The organism is Sphingomonas abietis, from assembly GCF_027625475.1.
In the GTDB taxonomy this organism is placed as follows: domain Bacteria; phylum Pseudomonadota; class Alphaproteobacteria; order Sphingomonadales; family Sphingomonadaceae; genus Solisphingomonas; species Solisphingomonas abietis.
Genome location: NZ_CP115174.1, coordinates 1,364,641 through 1,388,703, shown reverse-complemented (window position 1 = coordinate 1,388,703; position 24,063 = coordinate 1,364,641). Strand labels below are relative to the sequence as shown.

General features: G+C 66.9%; 16 protein-coding genes and 1 tRNA gene. 10 read left to right on the top strand and 7 right to left on the bottom strand.

Annotated elements, in window-relative coordinates; translation table 11 throughout:
* Positions 1 to 31 precede the first annotated feature (31 nt).
* The 4 genes from PBT88_RS06690 to PBT88_RS06675 all read right to left on the bottom strand — a co-directional run bounded on the left by PBT88_RS06690 (position 32) and on the right by PBT88_RS06675 (position 2,823).
* Entirely contained in the window at positions 32 to 235 is a 204-nt protein-coding gene (locus tag PBT88_RS06690; RefSeq protein WP_270078434.1) for a hypothetical protein, read from the bottom strand.
* 550 nt (positions 236 to 785) lie between these two features.
* Complete coding sequence (locus PBT88_RS06685) at positions 786 to 1,361, bottom strand: hypothetical protein (protein WP_270078433.1); 576 nt, start codon at positions 1,359 to 1,361, stop codon at positions 786 to 788.
* 13 nt (positions 1,362 to 1,374) lie between these two features.
* Entirely contained in the window at positions 1,375 to 1,743 is a 369-nt protein-coding gene (locus PBT88_RS06680; protein ID WP_270078432.1) for a luciferase domain-containing protein, read from the bottom strand.
* A 78-nt stretch (positions 1,744 to 1,821) separates the two neighbouring features.
* The gene (locus PBT88_RS06675) at positions 1,822 to 2,823 is read right to left on the bottom strand and encodes an NmrA family NAD(P)-binding protein (protein ID WP_270078431.1); all 1,002 of its coding nucleotides are present in this window, start codon (positions 2,821 to 2,823) and stop codon (positions 1,822 to 1,824) included.
* Here PBT88_RS06675 and PBT88_RS06670 point away from each other — a divergent pair.
* On the top strand, positions 2,791 to 3,408 hold the full coding sequence (locus PBT88_RS06670; RefSeq protein WP_270078430.1) for a TetR/AcrR family transcriptional regulator: 618 nt from the start codon (positions 2,791 to 2,793) through the stop codon (positions 3,406 to 3,408). The genes PBT88_RS06675 and PBT88_RS06670 overlap by 33 nt on opposite strands.
* Before the next feature lie 388 nt (positions 3,409 to 3,796).
* Positions 3,797 to 4,831, top strand: a complete 1,035-nt coding sequence (locus tag PBT88_RS06665) for a recombinase family protein (RefSeq protein ID WP_326521583.1) — start codon at positions 3,797 to 3,799, stop codon at positions 4,829 to 4,831.
* Here the strand turns inward: PBT88_RS06665 and PBT88_RS06660 are convergent.
* Positions 4,802 to 4,877, bottom strand: a tRNA-Thr gene (locus PBT88_RS06660). The genes PBT88_RS06665 and PBT88_RS06660 overlap by 30 nt on opposite strands.
* 144 nt (positions 4,878 to 5,021) lie before the next feature.
* Between PBT88_RS06660 and PBT88_RS06655 the strand changes: the two genes are divergently transcribed.
* The 4 genes from PBT88_RS06655 to PBT88_RS06640 all read left to right on the top strand — a co-directional run bounded on the left by PBT88_RS06655 (position 5,022) and on the right by PBT88_RS06640 (position 12,817).
* Positions 5,022 to 6,365 carry a PAS domain-containing protein gene (locus PBT88_RS06655; protein WP_270078429.1) on the top strand — a complete coding sequence of 448 codons (1,344 nt, stop codon included), beginning with the start codon at positions 5,022 to 5,024 and terminating at the stop codon, positions 6,363 to 6,365.
* 169 nt (positions 6,366 to 6,534) lie between these two features.
* Positions 6,535 to 11,235, top strand: coding sequence for an NAD-glutamate dehydrogenase (locus PBT88_RS06650; protein ID WP_270078428.1), 4,701 nt, complete (start codon positions 6,535 to 6,537; stop codon positions 11,233 to 11,235).
* Positions 11,236 to 11,381: 146 nt separating this feature from the next.
* On the top strand, positions 11,382 to 11,528 hold the full coding sequence (locus PBT88_RS06645; protein ID WP_270078427.1) for a hypothetical protein: 147 nt from the start codon (positions 11,382 to 11,384) through the stop codon (positions 11,526 to 11,528).
* Positions 11,528 to 12,817, top strand: a complete 1,290-nt coding sequence (locus PBT88_RS06640) for a PepSY-associated TM helix domain-containing protein (protein ID WP_270078426.1) — start codon at positions 11,528 to 11,530, stop codon at positions 12,815 to 12,817. Before PBT88_RS06645 ends, PBT88_RS06640 begins: the two co-directional genes overlap by 1 nt.
* A gap of 6 nt (positions 12,818 to 12,823) precedes the next feature.
* Here PBT88_RS06640 and PBT88_RS06635 read toward each other — a convergent pair whose 3' ends face one another.
* Both PBT88_RS06635 and PBT88_RS06630 read right to left on the bottom strand, forming a co-directional pair.
* Positions 12,824 to 14,185, bottom strand: a complete 1,362-nt coding sequence (locus tag PBT88_RS06635) for an ATP-binding protein (protein ID WP_270078425.1) — start codon at positions 14,183 to 14,185, stop codon at positions 12,824 to 12,826.
* Entirely contained in the window at positions 14,182 to 14,916 is a 735-nt protein-coding gene (locus PBT88_RS06630) for a response regulator transcription factor (protein WP_270078424.1), read from the bottom strand. The genes PBT88_RS06635 and PBT88_RS06630 overlap by 4 nt, the downstream gene beginning before the upstream one ends.
* 154 nt (positions 14,917 to 15,070) lie before the next feature.
* Here PBT88_RS06630 and PBT88_RS06625 point away from each other — a divergent pair, with 154 nt between their 5' ends.
* The 4 genes from PBT88_RS06625 (at position 15,071) to PBT88_RS06610 (ending at position 23,992) form a co-directional block, all read left to right on the top strand.
* Positions 15,071 to 16,207, top strand: a complete 1,137-nt coding sequence (locus PBT88_RS06625) for an efflux RND transporter periplasmic adaptor subunit (protein ID WP_407696523.1) — start codon at positions 15,071 to 15,073, stop codon at positions 16,205 to 16,207.
* A gap of 3 nt (positions 16,208 to 16,210) precedes the next feature.
* On the top strand, positions 16,211 to 19,378 hold the full coding sequence (locus PBT88_RS06620) for an efflux RND transporter permease subunit (RefSeq protein WP_270078423.1): 3,168 nt from the start codon (positions 16,211 to 16,213) through the stop codon (positions 19,376 to 19,378).
* On the top strand, positions 19,378 to 20,772 hold the full coding sequence (locus PBT88_RS06615; RefSeq protein ID WP_270078422.1) for an efflux transporter outer membrane subunit: 1,395 nt from the start codon (positions 19,378 to 19,380) through the stop codon (positions 20,770 to 20,772). The genes PBT88_RS06620 and PBT88_RS06615 overlap by 1 nt, the downstream gene beginning before the upstream one ends.
* Positions 20,773 to 20,845: 73 nt before the next feature.
* Positions 20,846 to 23,992: a ligand-binding sensor domain-containing protein gene (locus tag PBT88_RS06610; RefSeq protein ID WP_270078421.1), complete on the top strand. Its 3,147-nt coding sequence runs from the start codon at positions 20,846 to 20,848 to the stop codon at positions 23,990 to 23,992.
* Positions 23,993 to 24,063 lie beyond the last annotated feature (71 nt).

Below are 24,063 nucleotides of genomic sequence, written 5' to 3'. Positions count from 1 at the left end.
CAGCGATCCGTCCGCTCCAATCAAAGCGGGATCAGCCTAAACGGTGAACTCCGAAGCGCATCAGCTCCCCGCGGTCGAGATCGTAGACGGCGTCGAAATCATATCCACCGCCGTCGTTCACGAGGAGTTCGACATCATCGAGATCATACCCTGCAGGCGCGAGTTTCGCCCGCACGGCATGCACGACGATCATCCGATCGCCGGCCGCTTTGTGGCCGGCGAGGTCCGGCGTCATTTTCGCGTCTCCATACCTCATGACACAGCGACATGGATTGTCAGCCGCCTTAGCCTGCATCGCCAGCCTATTGCTGTTCACCTCACTGCGTTCCGACCACGAGACTTTTCCAGCGATCTTCGGTGCGGCCTGCATTGTCACCGCTGCCATGTTTTCTGCACTTCTATGGCGGTCGAAGCCCAAGGGCGACGTCAGCTAGCGCCCAGATCTCGCCATAGACCGCGCAACGGGGCAGTCCCGGGAGCCGTCATTCCCAGCCGACCTTCCACGCTTTTTCGATCGTCGCGGTCTGGGAACAAAGGCGACATTTTCTGTCTCCGAAAAACGACAGCTGTCGCTCGCGAACGGTGCCGGCCAAGTCAAGTGGCAGTTGCCCAATAGGCGTACAGTCGCGCCTGAGCCAGCAACCAAGATATTGCACGTACTTATCTCACGGAATCGATTGATCAAAACGGCCCTAAGTGCCGACTTGTCGAGCTTTCCGCTTTTCCCGCTCCGGAACTTCAGCTTAAAAATCGCCGCCATCCATTCCGGTCTTTGATGTCTGCTTTTAAGGCAAGGCCATTGCGAACTCTATGGTAACGACATCGGGATTGTCGATCCAGCGCTCCCCCACTTCCAGTCGGGTGAGTTGCCAATGATGCCGAAACGCCGCCTCCGGTGACGCGAAGATTCGGGGTCGTGGGCCGAGGCTCACCCAGAAAGGCCCGCGCGAGGTTGGTAACGGGCGACAGCCATGCCGGATGGCATCGTCGCGTGAGACGTCTTGCAGCCGATGCAGAGCCGCGCTCGTGACCACGAGGCTCAAGCGGCAAGCCCAATGCGGCATGATGGTGCCGGGCAACCATACCGCTCGCGATAAAGCGCGAATGCGTTCGGGCTTTTCGCGTTTGGGATGCCGCCAGCGATAATCCCCGTCCCGGAAGAGAACATAGTCGGCCTTGGACAGGCGGGCGTTTCTGCCCATAGCACTAGCGAAGGCGCCGAAACTCTCTCGTACCCAAAGGACGTCACCCGGCTGGCAATGCGCGAGAGGCGATGTGGCAAGCCGGTGAACCACGGTTTTTCGGCCCGAGCGAATTGCGACAAGGTTCGGCGCATCGAATGTCACCGGCAAGCTCAGCATAGCCTTGCGATCGTCATTCCCGAGGGCGGATGGCCTCATAATTATGTCTGAAAAGCGCCGTTGCCGCCTCTGCCCCGATCACGGAAACGTCCGCCTCGACCCACCCGCCGACATGGCGAAACGGTCGCGCCAGTGCTGCGGCGACCAGACGGCGACCGAGCACAGGGCCAGTCGCGAGATGGATCGCCCCATCGAGGTGGATATGGCCGAGTTCCTCCTCGCCGACATACAGATCGACGCCATCGACGTCGTTCGGATGGTAGAGATGCCAGTGCATCGTGGCAGTGACGCCGGGCCACCCCGCGACAGCATCGACGACCGCCTGGAAGGGCTGGGCGAGGACCGGCGGCGGCGCCACCGGTCCCTTATCGGTGCGTGGCATCGTGCCGATCGCCCGATCCGGCTCGGGACCGAGAATTTTCATTGCGTCAGCCATACTCGGTCCTCGCAGCGATGCTCGTCAGCCCAGGATTGCCGGTTTCAAAATCGTCTCGCACCAGGTGCGAAAGCTGGTCGGCGAAGTCGCGCCCGCCGTCCTCGGTTCGGCGTTGTCCAGACCCTCATTCTTGGCGGTCATCATGTCGACATAACCCTGCACGATGACCTCGGACATGCCGAAGCCCGCGATCCTCTGCGCAAAGGCGTCCATCGGGATCTGCTGAAACGCCACCGACCGACCGATCGTCTCCGACAGGATGACAGCCATCTCGTCGAAAGACAGATCCTCAGGACCCAGGACCGCGATATGCCCCTGGCCAGTCCAGCCATGATCCAGCAGCAGATTGGCAGCGGCTGCCGCGATGTCCGCCGTAGCGCAGGTGGGGAATTTGCGATCGGGGACCATCGGCGAGAAGAACATGCCACGCTCCTTGATCGCCCCCGCTTGACCGAGCAGATTGTCCATGAACGAAGGCATCGTCAGCGCACGGAAAGCGACGCCGGTGCTGGCGATCAGATCGTCCATGGCGAGCGAGGCCGTGACGTGTCCGGCCCGACCTGCAACAGACGTCCCGCGCCCCAGTGCCGAAATCGACACGACGCGTTTCACGCCCTGGGCGACGAACGCGTCGCAGGCCGGCCGGCTGAATCCAGAATAGGCTTCATCGAGGCTGGCGGCCTTGGGATCGGGCGGCACCAGCCAGAAAACGCTGTCGGCGCCATCGAAGGCCTCGGACACGACCTCGGCGTCGCCATGCGAGCCGACGATCACATCCACGCTCTCACGGATATTTTCGGGAAGACGAGCCGGATCCCGCGCGATGACACGGACGGGCTCGTCGCCGTTCACGAGATGGTCGAGAAGCTGTCTGCCAATGTTTCCGGTGGGGGCGGTAACGACGATCATAACGCAATCTCCTGCGACAACGATGTAAACGGTACGGTAGAGTATATATGTTGTCAACAGGGCAATTAGCGAGCATGAAGCGGAATGGCTCGACGCGGTGAAGCTCTTCGTGAACATATCCTCTGGACCGCCAAGGATGCGTTTCTCGAGCTGGGATTCGAACGCACGTCGATGGATGAGGTGTCGGCGCGCGCATCGACGTCCAAGCGATCACTCTATGCCCATTTCGAAAGCAAGGAGAGGCTTTTCCTGGCTGTCATCGATCTGGTCCGCGGTCTGTTTCTGGGGCGTCTGAAGACACCCGCCGACTACGGAGACGATCCCGTGGAGGCGCTCACCCTGTTTTGTGCCCGCTACCTCGAGATTTTGCTGTACGAGCCTTCGATCCAGACGATGCGCGTCAGCATGGCCGAGATCGACCGGTTTCCTGACGGGGCCGCGCAATATTTCGACGTGATGTTCGAACAGGTGCAGCTTCTTGTGCAGACCTTCCTGCAAATACGCTTCTCTCTGCAAACCGAGCCGAGCGAACGTGCCGCGCAGCAGCTGTTGGCGGATCTCCTTCATCCTCGGCTGCCGCGAGCGCTGTTCGGAATCGATACGCTCGCAAAAAATTTCGGTGAAGAGGGTCTGTCGAACGACTTCGATTTAAAACCAGTCCGCGATGCTGTCGGCCGCCTCATTTCCTCTCTAAGGGCATAGTTATGGCCGGTGCCGTAGCGCCGGTCGCGCTCTGCCTGACGTTGGCATGTATCAAGCGCCGCTGGCCAGTTCGCGACTCTCGACACGATTGTTACGGACTTGTCGAGTTGGTTGACGACGATCCTGCGCGACGTGCTCGTGCGAACGACGCGGGCAGTCGACGGTGCAAATGACCGGAGCAGATAGTCCACTTGGACCTGTACGCCGCTGAAACCGATTGGGAAGGAACCCACCACGTCCCGCCGGTCGCTGCGGCAGGGACGCACGCGTTGAGATAGGATAGGTCAGCAATTGGGAGCGCTGATCGAGCGCCTGAACGACGATAAGGGGTCGTTAGCGGCCGAGCCGATCACAGACGAAGGGCAAGAAACGACGCGCCGGGGACCGGATTGAAGGAGATCGGCTCAGCCAGGACGAAACCGAAGGCGGCATAGAGATTGTAGAATGGCTCAACGCGCGCGGCTACACGCTCGCGAGCGGCGCGAAGTTCAGCAATTCGAACGTCGCCGGGATCCTCGGCCGCACCCATTATCGCGGTCACTATTTCGACATGACGCTCGACGAGCAGGGCGAACGCGCGCCCGAGGAAAGCTGGGTTCGCGTCGACTGCCCGCGGATCATTCCCGACGAGACGATGGACGCGGTCGCAGCGCTGCGCGCGACCCGCCGGCCCACCGTCACGCCACCGCGCGTCGTCAACGGGCCGACGCTGCTCACCAGGGTCGCCCGGTGCGGCCTCTGCGGCGAGGGCATGACGATCCGCACCGGCAAGGGCGGTCGCTATTCCTATTATTCCTGCAACGCCAAGGTGAGCGCCGGGGCCGCGCGCTGCGGCTGTCCGCATATCCGCGAGGAGCGGCTCGACGGTGTCGTCCTCGCCGCGCTCGATGCGCAGATCTTCGAGCCGGCGCGCCTGCGCATGCTGCTGTCGGAGATGCTGGAGGCGTCCGCCGAGGCCGACGAACGCCGCGCGCGGGATCTCACCCAGGCACGGCTCCAGAAGACCCAGGCCGAAACGCGCCTGCGCAATCTCTACGAACTCGTCGCGGACGGCCATGCATCGCTCAAGGATCCGACCTTCACGACGATGCTCGCCGAAACCAATGGGCGCGTCGCCTCGCTCGCCGCGAGCATCGAGACGCTCGAGCGGCAGATCGGCAAGCGCAGCAAGCGGGTGACGCCCGAGATGGTGGATGCTTTCGCGGCGCTGGTGCGCGACCGCCTGCACGGCGACGACCCCGCCCTCCGCAAGGCCTATGTCGCGCTGTTCGTCTCGGAAGTCGTGATCGACCAGGAGAAAATCCGTATCTCCGGATCGACCCGACTGCTCGAACGGGCCGTCGGAAAGACGGAACCCGGCCTCATGGGCATGGTGCCCATCTTTGACCGGAAATGGTGCCGCTTACAGGACTCGAACCTGTGACCCCCGCATTACGAATGCGATGCTCTACCAGCTGAGCTAAAGCGGCCTGCCGGTGGCGCGCCTCTAGCAGCGGTCTGCGGTGCTCGCAAGCGCTGGCGTGCAGAGACTTTACGCTATTTCAACCATAGCCCCCGCATGATCGGGCGACCGCGTGGCCCGTGCCGCGTATGGCAGCGCTGGAGAGCATCGAATGGACGGCATGCGGGGTATCGATCACGATCCCAGCGAGGGACAGGAACCCGCGCTCGACGTCGTGCGGCCGCCTGCGCCCGCGATCGGCAACGACGAGCGGCGGATGCATGTCCGCGCCTATAATTTCTGGGTTTCGATGCTCGGTGGCCGGGCCTATCCGTGCATCGAGGATCTCGATCCCGAACATTCGGATGATTTCGGGCCGCATTCGGTGCTGCTCGATTTCACCGGCGGCGTCGAGAATCCGGCTATCACCTTCCTCGGCGCCGCGCTGCGCCGCGAATGCGGGCTCGATCACGACATCCACAATATTTCGGACGTGCCGAGTCGATCGCTGCTGTCGCGACTGACCGACCATTATCTCCAGATCATCGCCAACCGCGCGCCGATCGGCTTCGAGGCCGAATTCGTCGGCCAGCACGGGCTGAACACCCTGTATCGCGGCATCCTGATGCCCTTCTCGTCGGACGACGACACGATCGACTTCGTCTACGGCGTGATCAACTGGAAGGAGGCCCCCGGAACCGGCGAGGCGTCGCTCCAGGCCAAGCTGGCGCCGGAGCCCGCCACCGAAGCCGCCCGAATGGACGCGCCGCTCATGAGCCCCGCCGCCGAGAGCGGGCCGGCCTGGGACGCGCCGGTCTGGGCGGATGGCCCGTCGGGCGCCCTGGCGCCGACCTCGCAGAAAATACCGTCCGGCTACGGCGCCGAGGACGAGGAGCAGGAGGAGGATCTGCTGTTCCCCGGCCACAATGCCGCCCTCGCCGATCATCTTGCCGCCGCCCGCGATGAAGCCGAGGCCGCGCAGGGCGCCCGCCTCAAGAGCCGCGCAGCGCTCTATCGCGCGCTCGGCCTGGCCTATGATTTCGCGTTGCTCGCCGATATCCGCCCGGCCGAATATGCCGAGCTGCTGGCCGATTGCGATATCAAGGTGCAGGCGCGCGCACCGATGACGGCGGTGATCAAGCTGGTCTTCGGCATCCATGTCGACAAGGCGCGTGCCACCGAATTCGCCGCCACCCTGTCTTATGCCCAGCGCGTCGGCATCGAAGCGGGCGGGCTCGCCGATCATATCGAGCTGCAGCCGGGCGGCCTCAAGGCGATGGTCGCGGCCGAGCGCCAGGCCCGCAAGCCGGCGACGGCACCGCCGAGCCATGCCGAGATCGCCCGTGCCGCGCTGCGCAAGGTCGCGCCGCAGATGGTGATCGACCTGCCGTCCGACGCCGGCGAGTTCGTGCTGCTGCTCGCCCGTCGCGAGGAGGATGGCCGGCTCGCGGTGATCGCGCCGGTGCCCGAGGAGCAGGGCCTCGTCGATCGGGCGATCCGCAAGATCACGCGCTGACAGCGCCGCCCAAACGCAACAAAGCCGCGCTACGGGTGTCTCTGCCAGACGCGCCGTTGCTTTCGCTTTACAAGCCCCGTCAAAGGGTTGAGCGACGACGTCGAGGGGCGCATATCGACCGCGACATCGGCCCTGAACACGGGGCGAAACCGCGCAAGGAGCGGAAGACATGACGGCATCTGTGGCGAGCGAAACGACCCCCGGCACCGGCGACACGGAGGTGGCAGACGCCCTCGTCCGCAAGATTGCGGCGGTGCTGACGGCCGGCGCCCTGCCCGGCGAAACCGACGGTTTCGATGAGGCCGCGCGGGATGCGGCCGCCGCCTTCGTCGCCCAGGCGGCCGCCCGCCGCGAGCCCGGCAAGCCTAGTTTCGCGCTCGAATCGACCGGCGCCGAGAGCGGCCGACGGCTGATGCGGCTCGCCATCGTCAACGACGACATGCCCTTCCTGGTCGATTCGGTGGCGGCCGCGCTCGCCGCGCGGGGGCTTTCGGTGCATCGCCTGCTTCATCCGATCGTCGCGGTGCGGCGTGACGGCGACGGCCAGCTGATCGGCCTGCTGCCGCCGCGCACCGAAGGCGAACGCCGCGAATCGATCATCTTCATGGAGATCGAGCGGGTCGATGCGAAGGAACGCCGCACGATCGTCGATGAATTGGGCGCCGTGCTCGCCCATGTCCGCGCTGCGGTCGAGGATTGGCCCCTGCTCCAGCATGCGCTCAAGGATAGCGCGGCGAAGCTGCCCGATGGCGAAGGCGCCGCGCTGCTGCGCTGGTTCCTGGATGGCAACATGACCCTGCTCGGGCATCGCCGGGTGGCGACCGATGGCCGGATCGAAAACGATCTCGGCATCGCCCGCGCCGACACCAGCGCCTTCATGTCTCCGGGCACGCGCGCGGCCGCGATCGCCTGGTTCGAGGCGGGCAACGAGGCTCCGCTGCTGCTCAAGGCGGATCGCCTCGCCACCGTCCACCGGCGGGTGCCGCTCGATCTGATCGTGCTGCCGCGTCGCGAAGGCGCGCGCATCACCGGCATCGATCTCCATGCCGGCCTGTGGACCTCCGGCGCGCTCGCGACCCGCCCGGATCGGGTGCCGCTGCTCCGCCGCCGCCTGTCCGATCTGGAGGAGGCGCTCGGCTTCGATCCCCACAGCCACGCCGGCAAGGCGCTGCGCCATGCCATCTACGAGTTGCCCCACGATCTGCTGATCGCCTTCGCGCCGGCCACGCTGCGCGAGGTCGCGCTGACCGCGATGTCGCTGTCCGATCGGCCGCGCCCCAAGCTGCTGCTGGTCGACGAGATTCTCGGCCGCCATATCTTCGCCTTCGTCTGGTTGCCGCGCGACGAGATGACGACCGGCCGGCGTGCCGCGATCGGACGGATGATCGCGGATGCCGCCGGCGGCCAGCTGACCAGCTGGGCGATCGATCTCGGCGACGGCGATCTCGCGCTGATCCGCTACACCGTCGCGATCACCGACAGCGGCACCCGCCCCGATGCCGATCTGCTCGATCGGCGGCTGGAGGAGATGGTGCGCGGATGGGCGCCGGCGGTCGAGGCGGCGCTAACCGATCGGCTCGGCGTGAGCCGCGCGGCACGGCTGACGCTCAGCCATGCCGCCGCCTTCCCGCCGGGCTACCGCGCCCGCGCCGAGGCGAGCGAGGCGGCGGAAGACATCATCCGCATCAGCGGGCTGGAGAACGACGGCGACCGCGCCGCGCGCCTCTATGCCGTGGCCGGGGATGCGGAGGACCGGCTTCACCTCAAAATCTACCGCACCGGCGGGCTGGTGCCGCTGTCCGACGTGGTGCCGGTGCTCGAGGATTTCGGTTTCGTCGTGCTGGAGGAGGTGCCGACCGCGCTCGATGGCGGCCGGCTCGGCCATATCCACGAATTCCTGCTCGATGCCCCGATCGGATCGCGCCCCTCCGTGCTCGCCCGCGCCGAAGTGGCCGAACAGGCGATCGCCGAGGTGCTGAAGGGCCGCGCCGAGAATGATTCCTTCAACAAGCTGATCGTCAGCCTCGGTCTCGAACCCCGCGCGGTCGTGCTGCTGCGCGCCTGGTTCCGCTATTTGCGCCAGACCGGCCTCGCGTACAGCCTGGCGACCGTCGCCGATGCGATGACCCGCGCGCCGGGCGTCACCCGTGCCTTCGTCGCTTTGTTCGATGCGCGGCATGATCCCCAGCACGCCAGCGAGAAGAAGGCCGCAGATGCGCTGGCCGCGATCGACGAAGGCCTGGTCGCGGTCGCCGCGATCGACGATGATCGCATCCTGCGCCGGATGCGGGGGCTGATCCAGGCGATCCTGCGCACCAACGCTTTCTCGGCCGCCGCCGACGAGGCGCTCGCCTTCAAGCTCGACAGCGCCAAGGTGCCCGACCTGCCTGCCCCGCGGCCATGGCGCGAAATCTGGGTCTATAGCCCGCGCGTCGAGGGCATCCATCTGCGCGGCGGCCCGATCGCGCGCGGTGGGCTGCGCTGGTCCGACCGGCGCGACGATTTCCGCACCGAAATCCTCGGCCTGATGAAGGCGCAGGTGGTGAAGAACGCGGTGATCGTGCCGACCGGCGCCAAGGGCGGCTTCTATCCCAAGCAGCTCCCGGCCGCCGCCAATCGGCAGGCCTGGCTCGCCGAGGGCACCGAGAGCTACCGCATCTTCATCCGCTCGCTGCTGTCGGTCACCGACAATCTGGCCGAGGGCAAGGTCGTCCATCCCGATGCGGTGACGATCCTCGACGGCGACGATCCCTATTTCGTCGTCGCCGCCGACAAGGGCACCGCGACCTTCTCCGACGTCGCCAATGCGATCGCGGTCGAGCGCGGCTTCTGGCTGGGCGACGCCTTCGCCTCCGGCGGCTCCAACGGCTACGATCACAAGGCGATGGGGATCACCGCGCGCGGCGCCTGGGTGTCGGTGACGCGCCACTTCGCCGAGAAGGGCGTGGACGTGCAGGCCGACACCATCGTGACGGCCGGCTGCGGCGACATGTCCGGCGACGTGTTCGGCAACGGCATGCTGCTGTCGAAGACGATCAAGCTGGTCGCCGCCTTCGATCACCGCCACATCTTCCTCGATCCTTCGCCCGATCTCGCCACCAGCTGGGACGAACGCGCCCGCCTGTTCGCGCTGCCGACATCGAGCTGGGCGGACTATGACGCCAAGCTGATCTCGGCCGGCGGCGGTATCTTCCCGCGCAGCCAGAAGGCGATTCCGGTATCGACCGAAGCCGCCGCAGCGCTCGGCATCGCGGCGGGCACCTATGATCCGCAGACCCTGATCCAGTCGATCCTGAAGGCGCCTGTCGATCTGCTGTGGTTCGGCGGCATCGGCACCTACATCAAGGCCTCCAGCGAGACCAACGCGGCCGCCGGCGATCCCGCCAACGACGCCAACCGGGTCGATGCGGCGCAGCTGCGCGCCAAGGTGATCGGCGAAGGCGCCAACCTTTCCACCACCCAGGCGGGGCGCATCGAGTTCGGCCTGCTCGGCGGCCGCTCGAACACCGACTTCATCGACAATTCGGCCGGCGTCGATTGCTCGGACAATGAGGTCAACATCAAGATCGCGCTCAACGCCGAGATGACGGCGGGGCGCCTGAGCTTCGAGGATCGCAACGTCTTCCTCGCCAGCATGACCGACGATGTCGCCGGCATCGTGCTGGAGGATAACCGCCTCCAGACCCTGTCGCTGTCCGCCGCCGAGCGCGGCGGCCCGGCGGCGTTGCCGGGCCAGGTCGGCGTCATCACCGAGCTGGAAGCGGCCGGTCGGATGGACCGCAAGGTCGAGGGGCTGCAGGGCAATGACGTCTATGCCCGCCGCGCGCAGGATGGCCATGGCCTCACCCGCCCCGAACTGGCGGTGATCCTGAGCCACGCCAAGCTGACTTTGCAGGCCGCGATCGAGGCCTCGCCGATCACCGGCGACCGCACGCTCGCGCCGATCCTGCACGCCGCCTTCCCGTCGCCGATGCAGGCGCGCTTCGCCGAGGCGATCGACGCCCACCGGCTGCGCGGCGAGATCATCGCCACCAAGGTCGCCAACGCGGTGGTCAACCGGCTCGGGCTGGTCGCGCCGTTCGAGCTGGCCGAAGAGGAAGGCGTCAGCCTGTCGCGCGTTGCCGGCGCCTATCTCGCCTGCGACACGATCTTCGGCCTGACCCGGCTGTTCGCCGATATCGAGGCCGAGCCGATGCCGGAGACCGGCCGGCTCGAGCTGCTCGACGTCGCCGCCCAGGTGATCCGTCTCCACATCGCCGACCTGATCCGCGTCGCCGAACCCAGTGCCCTGCCCGGCGCGATGTCGGCCGCGGTCAGCGCCGGGGTGGAGCGGCTGGACCGCAAGGCCGACGATATCATCAAGGCGGAAGTGAAGGGCGCCACCGCCCAGCTGACCGATCGCCTGATCGCCACCGGCGCCAGCCCCGATCTCGCCCGCCGCGTGGCGCGCCTCTATGAACTCGACGGCGCGATCGCGATCGCCGCGCTGGCCGCGCGTCGCGGCTGGGAAGAGGTCGACGTGGTCAGCGCCTATGTCCGGCTGGGCGAGGCCCTGGGGCTCGACTGGGCCAAGGCGGCGGCGCAGCGGGCGACGTCGTCCGACAGCTGGGAACGGCTGCTCACCGCCGGCCTGGCGCGCGATTTCGAGCAATTGCGGCTCGATTTCCTGTCCCGCGCCGAAAGCATCGGCCCGGCCCAGCTGGTCGACCAATGGCTGACGCAGCACCAGGCGCGGGTCGAGCGCTTCGCCCGCCTGGTCCAGCGCGCGCGCACCGCATCGGCGGTCAGCCCGGCAATGCTGGCGCAGATCGCGGCCCAGGCCCGCATCCTGCTGTCCCGCCGCGCCGACACCGTCATCGGCGCCGAATAGGCGACCCATGCCGCAACGATCCGGACTCGCCCGATGGGCCTGGCCGGATCGCGCGGAAGCCGCCGTCATCGCGATAGCCGTTGCGAGTCGTTCTCATTATCCGTAGAGAACCGTTCGAAGACGCTTGGCGGGACATGATGCAGGCAATGGCGGCGGGATGGATGATGGCAGTGGCGATGCCGGCCGGCGATGCGGACAGCGTCTGGACGGCGAATGCCGGCCGGCACGCCATGCCCGGCCGGCCCGGCGCGTCCCGCCGCGATCATGAAGCGCCGGATGCGAACGCAGCGTGATGCCCCATAGCGTGAACACCTTCGCCCTGCCGTTCACCCGGCGCTTCTGGGTGATCGTCCATCGCTGGGCGGGGCTGACGCTGGCCTTCTTCCTGACCATCGCCGGCTTCACCGGCGCGATCATCCCGTTCGAGGAAACGCTCGGCTTCGCCAGCCGCCCCAGCCTCTCCCGCGCCACCCCGCCCGCGCCCGGCATGGTGCCGCTCGATGCGGTGACGATCGGCGAGCGGGTCGAGCGGCAGACCGGCGGCATGATCGCCTATCTCCCGCTCGAAGTGCCGCGCGACCATGCCATGCAGATCTTCGTGGCGACGGCGCCCGGCGGCAAGGCGCTGCCCTATGACGTGATCTGGGCCGATCCCTATAGCGGCCAGGTCCGGCTGGCCTTCACCTGGGGCGGCGTGCGCGATGGCCCCGAGAATATCGTGCCGTTCCTCTACCAGCTCCATTACGGCTATGTCGCCGGCCTGTGGGGAATGTGGGCGTTCGGCGTGGCGGCGCTGGTCTGGACCGTCGACTGCTTCGTGGGTTTCGGCCTGACCCTGCCGATGCGCCAGCATTATCCCCATCCGGCGCGCGGCATCCAGGCGTGGTGGCGGCGCTGGAAGCCGGCGTGGAAAGTCCGCCGGGCGCGGGGGCACAAGCTCAACGTCGATCTTCATCGCGCATCCGGCCTCTGGCTCTGGCCGGTGCTGCTGGTGTTCGCCTGGTCCGGCGTCGCACTGGCCCTGCCCTCCGTCGAGCAGCCGGTGATGAGCCTGTTCGGTGCCGAAGCAGGTTTCCTCCCCCCGCCCCGGGCGACGCCGCTCGCGACGCCGCCGATCGGACGGCGCGACGCGATCGCGCGCGGCATGGACGATCTTCGTCGCATCGGGGCGCGGCGCGGCTTCACGGCCGAACGGCCGACGATGCTGAGCTATGATGCGATCAGCGGCACCTACACCCTCTATGCGCGTACCAGCCTCGATGCGCTGTCCGAAGGCGGGCGGACGATGGTGTGGATCGATGGCGCGACAGGCCGCGCCCTCCATCTCCAGGATCCGATCGGCGCCACCGGCGCGAACCGGGTGATGACATGGTTCACCATGCTCCACATGGCCGAGGTGTTCGGCCTGCCCTACAAGATCTTCACGTCGTTGCTCGGTGTCGCGGTGACGATGCTGAGCGTCACCGGCGTGCTGATCTGGCTCAAGAAGCGTTCGGCGCGCATCGCCGCCCCTCACCGGCTGCACAGGCCCCATCCGCCCCACCCCCGTCCGGCGGCGACGCGGGAGAAGGCCGAGGCCTGATCCCGCTTACATGATCCTCAGGCTGATATGGGCGACCAGGCCGCCATTTTCGTGATTATGGAGCGACAAATGCGCGCCGAAGGTGTGCGCCTGGGCCCGCGCGATGGTGAGGCCCAGCCCCGAACCGTGGGACGGAGATCGCTCGCCCTGGAAGCGGCGAAACGGCTCGAACGCCTCGTTCAGCGCCGCTGGCGGCAAGCCGGGGCCATGATCGCGGACGCTGATCACGAGGTCCGATCCGACAAGCCCGCAGGACAGCTCGGCATCGCCGGCATATTTGATCGCATTGTCGACGAGATTGCTCACGCAGCGGCCCAGCGCGTTCGGCTTGACCCGTGTGCGTGCGCCACAGCCCGAAACGAAGCGCACGTCGGCGCCGAATTCGGCCGCATCCTCCGCGACGCTGGACAGGATCGAGTCGATATCGACGATCGACCAGGGCTCGCGGCTCTCGCTGCTGCGGGCCAGCTCGAGCCCGTCGCGGACAAGGCGCTGGGTCGCGGCGAGATCGGAGATCAGGCGCTCACGCAGCGTCTCGTCGGCCACCTGCTCGAGCCGTAGCCGTAACCTGGTGAGCGGCGTCTGGAGGTCGTGGGCGACCGATGCCAGGATCTGGGTGCGCTCGCGAAACCCTTCCCGCACCCGATGCTGCATGACGTTGAACGTCTCCAGCGCGACCCGTACCTCGCGCGGTCCGTCCTCCGGGATCGGCTCGGGATCGACCGTCACCGAGAAAGCGCGGGCGGCGCTGGTCAGCCGCCGCAACGGGGCCGTCGCGAAGCGCGCGACGATCATCGACAGGGCCAGGCTCGCGGCGACGATCAGCAGCAGATACACCGGATCGAGCGTGGAGCTGGGCGGAATACGGAACGGCGCCAGATCGATCGACATGCGCCGTTCCGTGCCGCCGGTATCGCGGAACAGCACGAACCAGCAATCCGGGAGCATATTGTCGTTCATCCCCGCCACGCGGATGAAGCTATCGAAATTCGGGAAACAGCTGCCATGCGGCATCTGCATGGCACGCGCATCGGCCCGCGCGCCCAGCTGCGCTGCGAGCAGTCGGCCGAGATTGGCATCCGGGGTCATCGTGCGCCACTCGATCGGCGCATCGCGCGCACCGAGGATGCGGTGATCGTAGAGCAGATCATGGGTCCGCACCGGATCACGGGCGAAGCGCGACGCCATGTCGACGGTGCTCGCCACCACCCGATCGAGCTGCACGCGCTTGAAATCATGGACGCGGGCATGTTCCGCCGCCAGCAGCGAGATGATCGCCGCAGCGGCGATGCCGACGGTGAGAATCAGGACCAGACGCCCCGCCAGCGATCCCACGAAAGCGGCCAGGCGGGCGAACAGGCGTTTCACTCGAACACGATCGGGCCGGGCATCACATAGCCTTCGCTGCGCACCGTGAGGATCACCGCCTCGCCGCCGGGCTCGGCCGCCAGCTTCTGCCGCAGCCGGCTGATCTGGAGATCGATCGAGCGATCGAAGGCGACGGTGGCGCTGCGCTCCGGCAGCAACTCCTCGCGCGACAGCACCTTGCTCGGCGAATCGAGAAAGCGGGTCAGCAGGCGATATTCGGCGGCGGACAGCATCACCAGCCGGTCGTCTGCCGCGATCAGGCGGCGCTGGTGGAGATCGAGCCGCCACGGGCCGAACCGCGCGATGCGGGCGTTGCGCGGCGTGCCGCTGCCGCCATCCGGCACCCGCACCCGCTTCAGCAGGTTGCGGACGCGGGCCAGCAGTTCGCGCGGCTCGAACGGCTTGGTGAGATAGTCGTCGGCACCGAGTTCGAGGCCCAGCACCCGATCGATCGCGGCATCGCGCGCGGTCACCATGATGATCGCGCCTTCATAGCCTTCGCTGCGCAACTGGCGGCACAGATCGATGCCGTCGCCGTCCGGCAGGTTGAGATCGAGCACCAGCAGATCGACCGGCGCCTTGAACATCGCGGCCCGCGTTTCACGGACGCTGCCGGCAGCCACCACCGCATAGGGTTCGCGGTGAAGCTGCGCGATGATGAGTTCGCGAATGTCTGGATCGTCTTCGGCGACGAGTATGCACCCGCCAGCCAGCTCCGTCTGCTGAACCATGCCACGCCTATAACCCAGCCGGGTTCCGTCGTCTTCCGGCGCGATACACGGCGATACAAAGCAATACCGCCGCCTACGTGCCGTTACCCAACGATCCTGTTCTCTTCGACAAGCCTGGCGCACGGCGGCATCATTGCATTCGAGGAACGAGTCCGTGCCGCTTCAGCAAATCCGTCGATCGGCGTCCATCGCCGCCATCACCCTGGCGCTGCTCGCCACCGCCTGCTCCAGCGACAAGAAACCGCCCGCCGCGCCGACCCCCGAAGTCGGCGTCGTCACGCTCGCGACCGCGCCCGTGACCGTCTCCAACGAGCTGACCGGCCGTACTGCCTCCACCACGGCATCCGACGTGCGGCCGCAGGTCGATGGCATCATCAAGGCCCGGCTGTTCCAGGAAGGCTCGGTCGTCCACGCCGGCCAGCCGCTCTACCAGATCGATCCGCGGCTCTATAAGGCGACCCTCGATTCGGCGCGCGCGCAGCTCGAAAATGCGCAGGCCACCCTCTTCACCGATCAGGCCAAGGCCAATCGCTACAAGACGCTGAGCGACAACCAGGCGGTCAGCCGGCAGGATATCGACGATGCCGTCGCCGCCGCCCGCGCGGCGCTGGCCAGCGTCCACCAATATCAGGCAGCCGTCGAGACGGCACGGGTGAACCTCGAATATACCCGCGTGCTGGCCCCGATCACCGGGCGGATCAGCCGCTCGTCGGTCACCCCCGGCGCGCTCGTTACCGCCGCGCAGACCACCGCGCTGGCGACGATCCAGCAGCTCGATCCGATCTATGTCGACATCACCCAGTCCAGCGCCGATCTGGTGAAGCTGCGCCAGGCGCTGGCCAAGGGCAGCGTGCTGCCGAGCAGCGCCGCGGTGCATCTCAAGCTCGAAGACGGCAGCGATTATCCGCAGACCGGCACGATCGAGTTCAGCGAAGTGACGGTGGACGAGGATGCCGGCACCGTCACGCTGCGCGCCCGCTTCCCCAATCCGCAGGGCCTGCTGCTGCCCGGCATGTTCGTGCGGGTCGAAGCGCCGCAGGGCATCGTGCCGAACGGCATCCTCGTGCCGCAGCAGGGCATCGCCCGCGATGCCAAGGGCGATGCGACCGCGCTCGTCGTCGATCAGAACAACAAGGTGGTGCAGCGCAACGTCACCACCGGGCAGGCGATCGGCAACAAGTGGCTGATCACCGCGGGGCTCAAGGCCGGCGACCGGCTGATCGTGGAGGGCACCGCCAACGCCCGCGACGGCGCCACCGTCAAGCCCGTCTCCGTCAAGCTGGACGACTAAACCATGGGTATCAGTCGTTTCTTCGTCGCCCGGCCGATCTTCGCCTGGGTGATCGCGATCGTCATCATGATGGCCGGCATCGGCGCGATCATGAGCCTGCCGATCGCCCAATATCCCGACGTCGCGCCGCCGTCGGTGACGGTCACCGCCACCTATCCGGGCGCATCGGCCGAGACGCTCGAGACCAGCGTGACGCAGGTGATCGAACAGCAGCTGATCGGCATCGACAATCTGCTCTATTTCTCGTCGAGCTCGGACAGTTCGGGTTCGGCCAAGGTCACCGTCACCTTCGCCAAGGGCACCGATGCCGACATCGCGCAGGTGCAGGTGCAGAACAAGGTTCAGCAGGCGACGTCGCGCCTGCCCAGCGAGGTGCAGGAGCAAGGCCTCACCGTCACCAAGTCCAACGCCGACTTCCTGCTGATCGTCGGCCTCTACGACAAGACCGACCGCGCCACCGCCAGCGACATTTCCGATTATCTGGTCAGCAATTTCCAGGACCAGCTCGCCCGCGTGAACGGCGTCGGCCAGGTGCAGGTGTTCGGTGCCGAATATGCGATGCGGATCTGGCTCGATCCGGTGAAGCTCGCCGCCCGCCAGCTGATGCCGTCCGACGTGCAGACCGCGATCTCGGCCCAGAATGTCGATCTGTCCGCCGGCCAGATCGGCCAGGAGCCGGCCGTGCAAGGCCAGATGCTCAACGCCGTGGTCAAGGCCAAGTCCCGCCTCCAGACGCCCGACCAGTTCCGCCAGATCGTCGTCAAGACGCTGAGCGACGGATCGGTCGTCCATCTGTCGGACGTGGCGCGGGTCGAGATGGGGCAGGAGGATTACACCACCTCGGCCCAGCTCAACGCCCATCCGGCATCGGGCATCGCCGTCCAGCTCGCGCCGGGCGCCGACGCGCTCAAGACCGCCAGCGCGGTCAAGGCCGAAGTCGCGACTTTGGCCGCGGGGATGCCGCAGGGCTACGCCCTCGCCTATCCGCGCGACACCAGCGACTTCGTGAAGCTCTCGATCAAGGAAGTGGTCGAGACGCTGCTGATCGCGGTCGTCCTCGTCGTGATCGTGATGTTCGTGTTCCTGCAGAGCTGGCGCGCGACGCTGATCCCCGCGATCGCGGTGCCGGTGGTGCTGCTCGGCACCTTCGGCATCCTCGCGCTGTTCGGCTATTCGATCAACACGCTCACCCTGTTCGGCATGGTGCTGGCGATCGGCCTGCTGGTCGACGACGCGATCGTCGTGGTCGAGAATGTCGAGCGGATCATGGCCGACGAGGGGCTCGACCCCGCCGACGCCACGATCAAGTCGATGGGCGAGATCGGATCGGCGCTGGTCGGCATCGCGATGGTGCTGTCGGCGGTGATGCTGCCGATGGCCTTCTTCGGCGGATCGACCGGCGTGATCTATCGCCAGTTCTCGGTGACGATCGTCTCGGCGATGGTGCTGTCGGTGATCGTCGCGCTGATCCTGTCGCCGGCGCTGTGCGCCACCCTGCTCAAGCCCGGCAGCCATGATCCGCTGAAGCGCGGCGGCCTGTTCGGCAAGTTCAACCGCTGGTTCGATCGCACCACCAATCGCTATGTCGATACCACCAAGGCGGTGATCGGGCGCAGCTGGCTGCACATGATCGTCTATGCGGTGATCGTCGCGGCGATGGCGCTGCTGTTCATGCGCCTGCCGACCGGCTTCCTGCCGACCGAGGATCAGGGCACGGTGATGGTGCAATACACCCTCCCCCCCGGCGCCACCCAGGAGCGGACCAACAAGGTGCGCGGCGAGGTCGAGGATTTTTTCCTCAAGAATGAACATGCCAATGTCGCCAGCATCTTCGCGCTGACCGGCTTCAGCTTTTCGGGGTCCGGGCAGAATGCCGGTCTCGGTTTCGCCAGCCTCGCCCCGTTCGACCAGCGCAAGGGCGCCAAGAACGCCGCCGACGCGATCAATGGCCGGGCGATGGCGGTGTTCGGCAAGTTCCGCGACGCGCAGGTGTTCGCGCTGACCCCGCCCGCCATTTCCGGCCTGGGCCAGTCCAACGGCTTCACCTTCGAGATGCTCAACACCAGCAACATGTCGCGCGACAAGTTCGTGGCATTGCGCGACAAGCTGATCGCCGCCGCCAACAAAGACCCCAAGCTGTCCGCCGTCCGCGCCGCGACATTGCCCGACACGCCGCAGCTGCGCGTCACCTTCGACGATGCCAAGCTCGCCGTGCTGGGCCTCAGCGAAAGCGACGCCACCGGCACGCTGAGTTCGGCGTGGGGCAGCACCTATGTCGACGACTTCGTCGATCGCGGCCGGGTCAAGCGCGTCTACATGCAGGCCGATGCGCCCTACCGGATGCTGCCCGACAATCTGGACAACTGGTACGTCCGCTCCAGCGCCACCAGCACGGGCACCGCGCCCAGCACGATGGTGCCCTTCTCCTCCTTCACCACCACCGGCTGGGAAAAAGGCGCCAACAGCGTGTCGCGCTTCAACGGCCGCTCCTCCTACGAGATCGATGGCGACGCCGGCGCCGGCTATAGCTCGGGCGATGCGATGAAGGAGATGATCGCGCTCCAGCAGAAGGTCGCACCCGGCACCGGCTATGCGTGGAGCGGGCTCTCCTATCAGGAGAACCAGTCGAGCGGGCAGGCGCTGTATCTCTATGCCCTCTCGATCCTCGTCGTCTTCCTGTGCCTCGCGGCGCTCTACGAGAGCTGGTCGATCCCGTTCGCGGTGCTGCTGGTCGTCCCGCTCGGCGTCATCGGTGCGGTGCTGGCGGTGACGGTGCGCGGGCTGGAGAACAATATCTACTTCCAGGTCGGCCTGCTCACCACGATCGGCTTGGCGGCGAAGAACGCGATCCTGATCGTCGAGTTCGCCGAAATGGCACGCCGGGGCGGCAAGGACATGCTGGAGGCCGCGCTGGAGGCGGCGCGCGTCCGCCTGCGCCCGATCCTGATGACCTCGATCGCCTTCATCGCCGGCGTGTTCCCGCTGGCGGTCGCCACCGGCGCCGGCGCACAGAGCCGGATCGCGATCGGTACGGCGGTGCTCGGCGGCATGTTCACCGCCACCGCGCTCGCCATCTTCTACGTGCCGATGTTCTTCATGCTGGTCGGCCGCCTGTTCCATCGCGGCGGGGCCAGCGCCAAGCCCGTCGCCCCCGAGCCCAAGGAAGCCTGATGCGCCGCATCCTCCCCCCGTCGGGCATCGCCCTGCTGTGCCTCGCCACCGCCTTGTCGGGTTGCGACATGGCCCCGCATTATGCCCGCCCTGCCTCCGCCGCCCCTGCGCAATGGCCGCAGGGTGCCGCCTATGGGCCGGATCTGGCCGATGCGGCAGGGCTGAAATGGCAGGATCTGGTCGCAGACGCGAAGCTCCGCACGGTGATCGGCCAGGCGCTCGCCAACAACCGCGATCTGCGCGCCTCGCTCGCCAGCGTCGCCTCGGCAAGGGCGCAATATCATGTCGAGCGATCGGCCCAGCTGCCGACGATCGCGGCCGGCGCGGACGCCAACATCACGCGCGGCATCAAGAGTTCCGCGCTCAGCTCCAACAGCTATGATTCGACGATCGGCATGAGCAGTTTCGAGATCGATCTGTTCGGGCGGCTGAAGAACGAGACCAAGGAAGCGCTGGAGACCTATCTCTCGACCGAATCCGGGATGCGGTCGGCCAAGCTCACGCTCGTCTCCGAAACCGCGACCGCCTATGTGACGCTCGCCTCCGACATGGATCTGCTGCGGATCGCGCAGGAGACCATCGTCAGCGGCCAGCGCTCGCTCGATCTCACCCAGTCGCTGCTGGCATCCGGCCTCGCCAGCGCGACCGACGTGCAGAATGCGATCACGGTCGTCGAGCAGGCGAAGTCGGATGTCGCCAATGACACCACGCTGGTCGCGCAGGATCGCAACGCGCTGGAATTGCTGGTCGGTGCGCCGGTCGCCGACGATCTGCTGCCCGCATCGCTGAATTCGCTCGATGGCGCGATCGGCAATGTGCCGGCGGGGATGTCCTCCACCGTCCTGCTCCAGCGACCCGACGTGCTCGAGGCCGAGCACAGCCTCAAAAGCGCCAATGCCGGCATCGGCGCGGCGCGGGCCGCCTTTTTTCCCACGATCACGCTGACCTCGGCGGTCGGCGTCGCCAGTTCGGCGCTGTCCTCGCTGTTCACCGGCGGCGCGCTCAACTGGTCGGTGGCGCCTTCGGCCAGCCTGCCGGTGCTGGGCGGCGCCACCAAGGGCAATCTCGAATATGCCAAGGCGCAGCGCGATTATTACCTCGCCGAATATGAGAAGACGGTGCAGTCCGCCTTCAAGGATGTAGCGGACGGCCTCGCCCGGCGTGGCACCATCACGCGCCAGCGCGATGCGCAGGCCCGGCTCGTCGCCGCGGCGTCCAAGGCCTATGATCTGGCGGACGCGCAATATCGTGCCGGCACCGTCTCCTATATCGACGCGCTGACGGCGCAGCGCACCCTGTATGCTGCGCGGCAAAGCCAGGTCGCGACGATCCTCACCGATATCGGCAACCGCATCACCCTCTATGGCGCGATCGGCGCCGACGACAGCCTGTAACCCCGACAACGGAAATATCGGATCGGCGACTTTTTCGGGCCGGTTATCGTTGCTCATGCGGCACAAATTCCGCATGGTTAATGCCGTGCTTTCGGTGCTCTTCCCTATCCTGTCTACGCGTTGGCCCGGCGCGCGTGATCGTGTCCGGATCGGCGCGCCCTCGCGCCGGGACGGCACCCGCATCGGCATGGCGGCGTGGCTGGCCTGGGCGATCGTCACCGGCCCCGCGCTTGCGGCTCCGGGACGCTGGACGAACTTCACTTCGACGGTCTTCCATAATTATGGCCGGGACCAGGGCCTGCCGCATCCCGTGCCGACGGCGTTCGCGCAGAGCCGCGACGGCTTTCTCTGGATCGGCACGCAGGGCGGCCTCGCCCGTTGGGACGGCTATCGCTTCACCGCCTACAAGGCCGATCCGGCCAACCCCGGCAGCCTGCCGGACGACTGGATACAGACGCTCCATATCGACGCCACCGGTCATCTGTGGATCGGCACCAGCGCGGGCCATCTCGCCCGCTATGATGCCACGAAAGACCGGTTCGACACGGTGCCGCTCAAGCTCGCGGCGGGAAGCATCCACATCGGCGCCATCACCGACGATGGCGTCGGCGGCCTGTGGATCGGCACCGACGACGGGCTTCGCCATCTCGATCCGTCGAACGGCAGGATCGTTTTGCTGCGTGCCGGCACATCGGGCGCGGAAGGCCTGCCGGGCGGCGCCATACAGGCGGTATTGCGCGATCGGGCGGGCGCGCTCTGGGTCGGCACGACGGACGGGCTGGCACGCCGGCCGACAGGGGCCCGGGCGTTCGTCGCCGTGCCGATCGGCGATACGGCGATGGGCGTATCCGCGCTGTTCGAGGAACCGAACGGCCGCATCTGGATCGGCACGACCAGCAAGGGCCTGTTCGTCATCGATCATGCCGGCGCAACACCACGCGCCGTCGGCACGGCCTACGACCTGCCACCGAGCGCGGTTTCCTCGATCTGCATGGTCGGCCCTCACGAGATTTGGGCCGGTCTGCGCAGTTCGGGCATCATTTCCGTGGACACCCGCAGCGGCAACATCGGCTTCATCCGCCACGATCGCAGCGTAGCGAACAGCCTCACCCATAACGATGTCTGGGCCCTGCTGCGGGACGATGCGGGTGGCATCTGGGTCGGCGGCACCGGCGGCCTCAGCTACCATCCGCACGATCCCGGCCTCGTCTCGACCATCTATGGTGCGCAGCAACGGCCGGGCAGCCTGAGCGCCAGCGACGTGCTCTCGATCCTGGCCACCCGCGATGGACGGATCTGGCTCGGCTATATCGACGGCAGTGCCGACATCATCGATCCGATGCGGGGGCGCGTTGCGACATTCAGGTCCGATCCGGGGGCTCCTGGCCATTCCCTGCTGCGCGACGCCGTCTTCGCCATGACGGAAAGGGCGGATGGCCAGGTCTATCTCGCAACCCGCCGCGGGCTCTATCTTGCCGATCCGGTGACCCATGGCGTCGCGCTCGTGCCCATCCCCGGCCGCGATCCGCACGCCGCGATCAACGCGCTGGCCATCGACAATGGCACACTATGGATCGGTGGCGAATATGACGGCATCCGCGCAGTCGTCCCGGAACATGGCGCCGGTCTCCGCACAGCCCCGGCATTCGGCCCGGCGGATGCCGCGAAATTGTCTAACCCCGACATCAACATCATCCTGAGCGGAACCGGGAGCGATCTGTGGGTCGGCACCCGCAACGGGCTGAACCGGATCGATCTCGCCGCCCACGCGGTCGAGCCGATCCTGGCCGATCCCGCCGATCGGCAGGCGCTGGGTGGCGGCTTCGTGTCGGCGCTGCTGGTCGATCGGCGCGGGCGGCTCTGGGTCGGCACCTTCGGCGGCGGACTGGCGCTGATGACCGGCCGCGACGCCGCCGGCCGGCCGCGCTTCCGGCGCTTCGGCGTGGCCAACGGCCTGCCGCACGAGAATGTCGACAGCCTGGAAATGGACGGCACCGGGACGATCTGGGCCGGCACCGACGACGGCCTCGCCCGCGTCGACTCCGCCACCTTCGCGATCCGTCGGGTCGGCCCGGCAGACGGCTCCGCGTTGCGGGATTATTTCGTCGGGTCGCGCGGTGCCGATGCGGCCGGGGAGGCCCTGTTCGGCGCCAAGGACGGGCTGACGGTCGTGCGCCCCGGCGTCCTGCCGCCGTGGCGCTTCCGGCCGCCGGTGGTGGTGACCGATGTGCGGGTCGGCGGCATTTCCGTGCCGATCGCCCCGTTCAACCATGCCGGCAACAGCACGCCCGTCGTCCTGACGCCTCGGACCAACAGCCTCGCCGTCGAATTCTCCGCGCTCGATTTCACGGCGCCCGAACGCAACCATTATGCCTACAAGCTCGACGGATTCGACCAGGCCTGGACGGAGACCGATGCCAGCCGCCGTCTCGCAGCCTACACCAATCTTCCGCCGGGCGATTATATGCTGCGCCTGCGCGGATCCAATCGTGACGGCCTGTGGACGGAACGCGATCTGGCGGTGCCGATCAGGGTTCTCCCGTCATGGTCGCAGCAATGGTGGGTGCGTCTGGTCGCCGCCTTGCTGCTGCTGCTTGGCATCGTCGCCCTGTTCCGCTGGCGAACCGGCTATCTGCGTCGCCGGCAGGGCGAACTCGAACGCCAGATTTCCGAGCGCACCGCCGATCTGCGCGCCGCCAACGAACGGCTGGCGCAGCTCGCGACCATCGACACGCTGACCGGCTGCGCCAACCGGCGGCATTTCGTCGAACGCGCACACGAACTGGTGTCGCTAGCCGGACGGCATGACACGCGGCTGAGCCTCACCATCCTCGACCTCGACGACTTCAAGCATGTGAACGACAGCTGGGGCCATCCCGGCGGCGATGCCGTGCTGGCGATGACCGGGCAGATCTTCGACAGCCACACCCGCTCGACCGATCTCGTCGGCCGGATCGGCGGCGAGGAATTCGGCCTGCTGATGCCGCACACCGCGTCCACCGGCGCATGGCTGCTGGCGGATCGCCTGCGCCAGGCGATCGCCGCCACCGTCATCGCCTTCGATGGCCAGACGATCCGCGTGACGGCAAGCTTCGGCCTGGCGGAACTGCGCGCCGGGGAGGATTTCGACAGCCTGTACGGCCGCGCCGACGCGGCACTCTACGAAGCCAAGCAATCGGGCCGGAACCGGGTGAGCTCGGCCCCCGAGGCGACGCCCTGAGCGAACGTCTCACGATCATTTCACGGGAACCTTCTGCCCCTTGGCGCATCCCTACTTCCTGAAGTAAACCG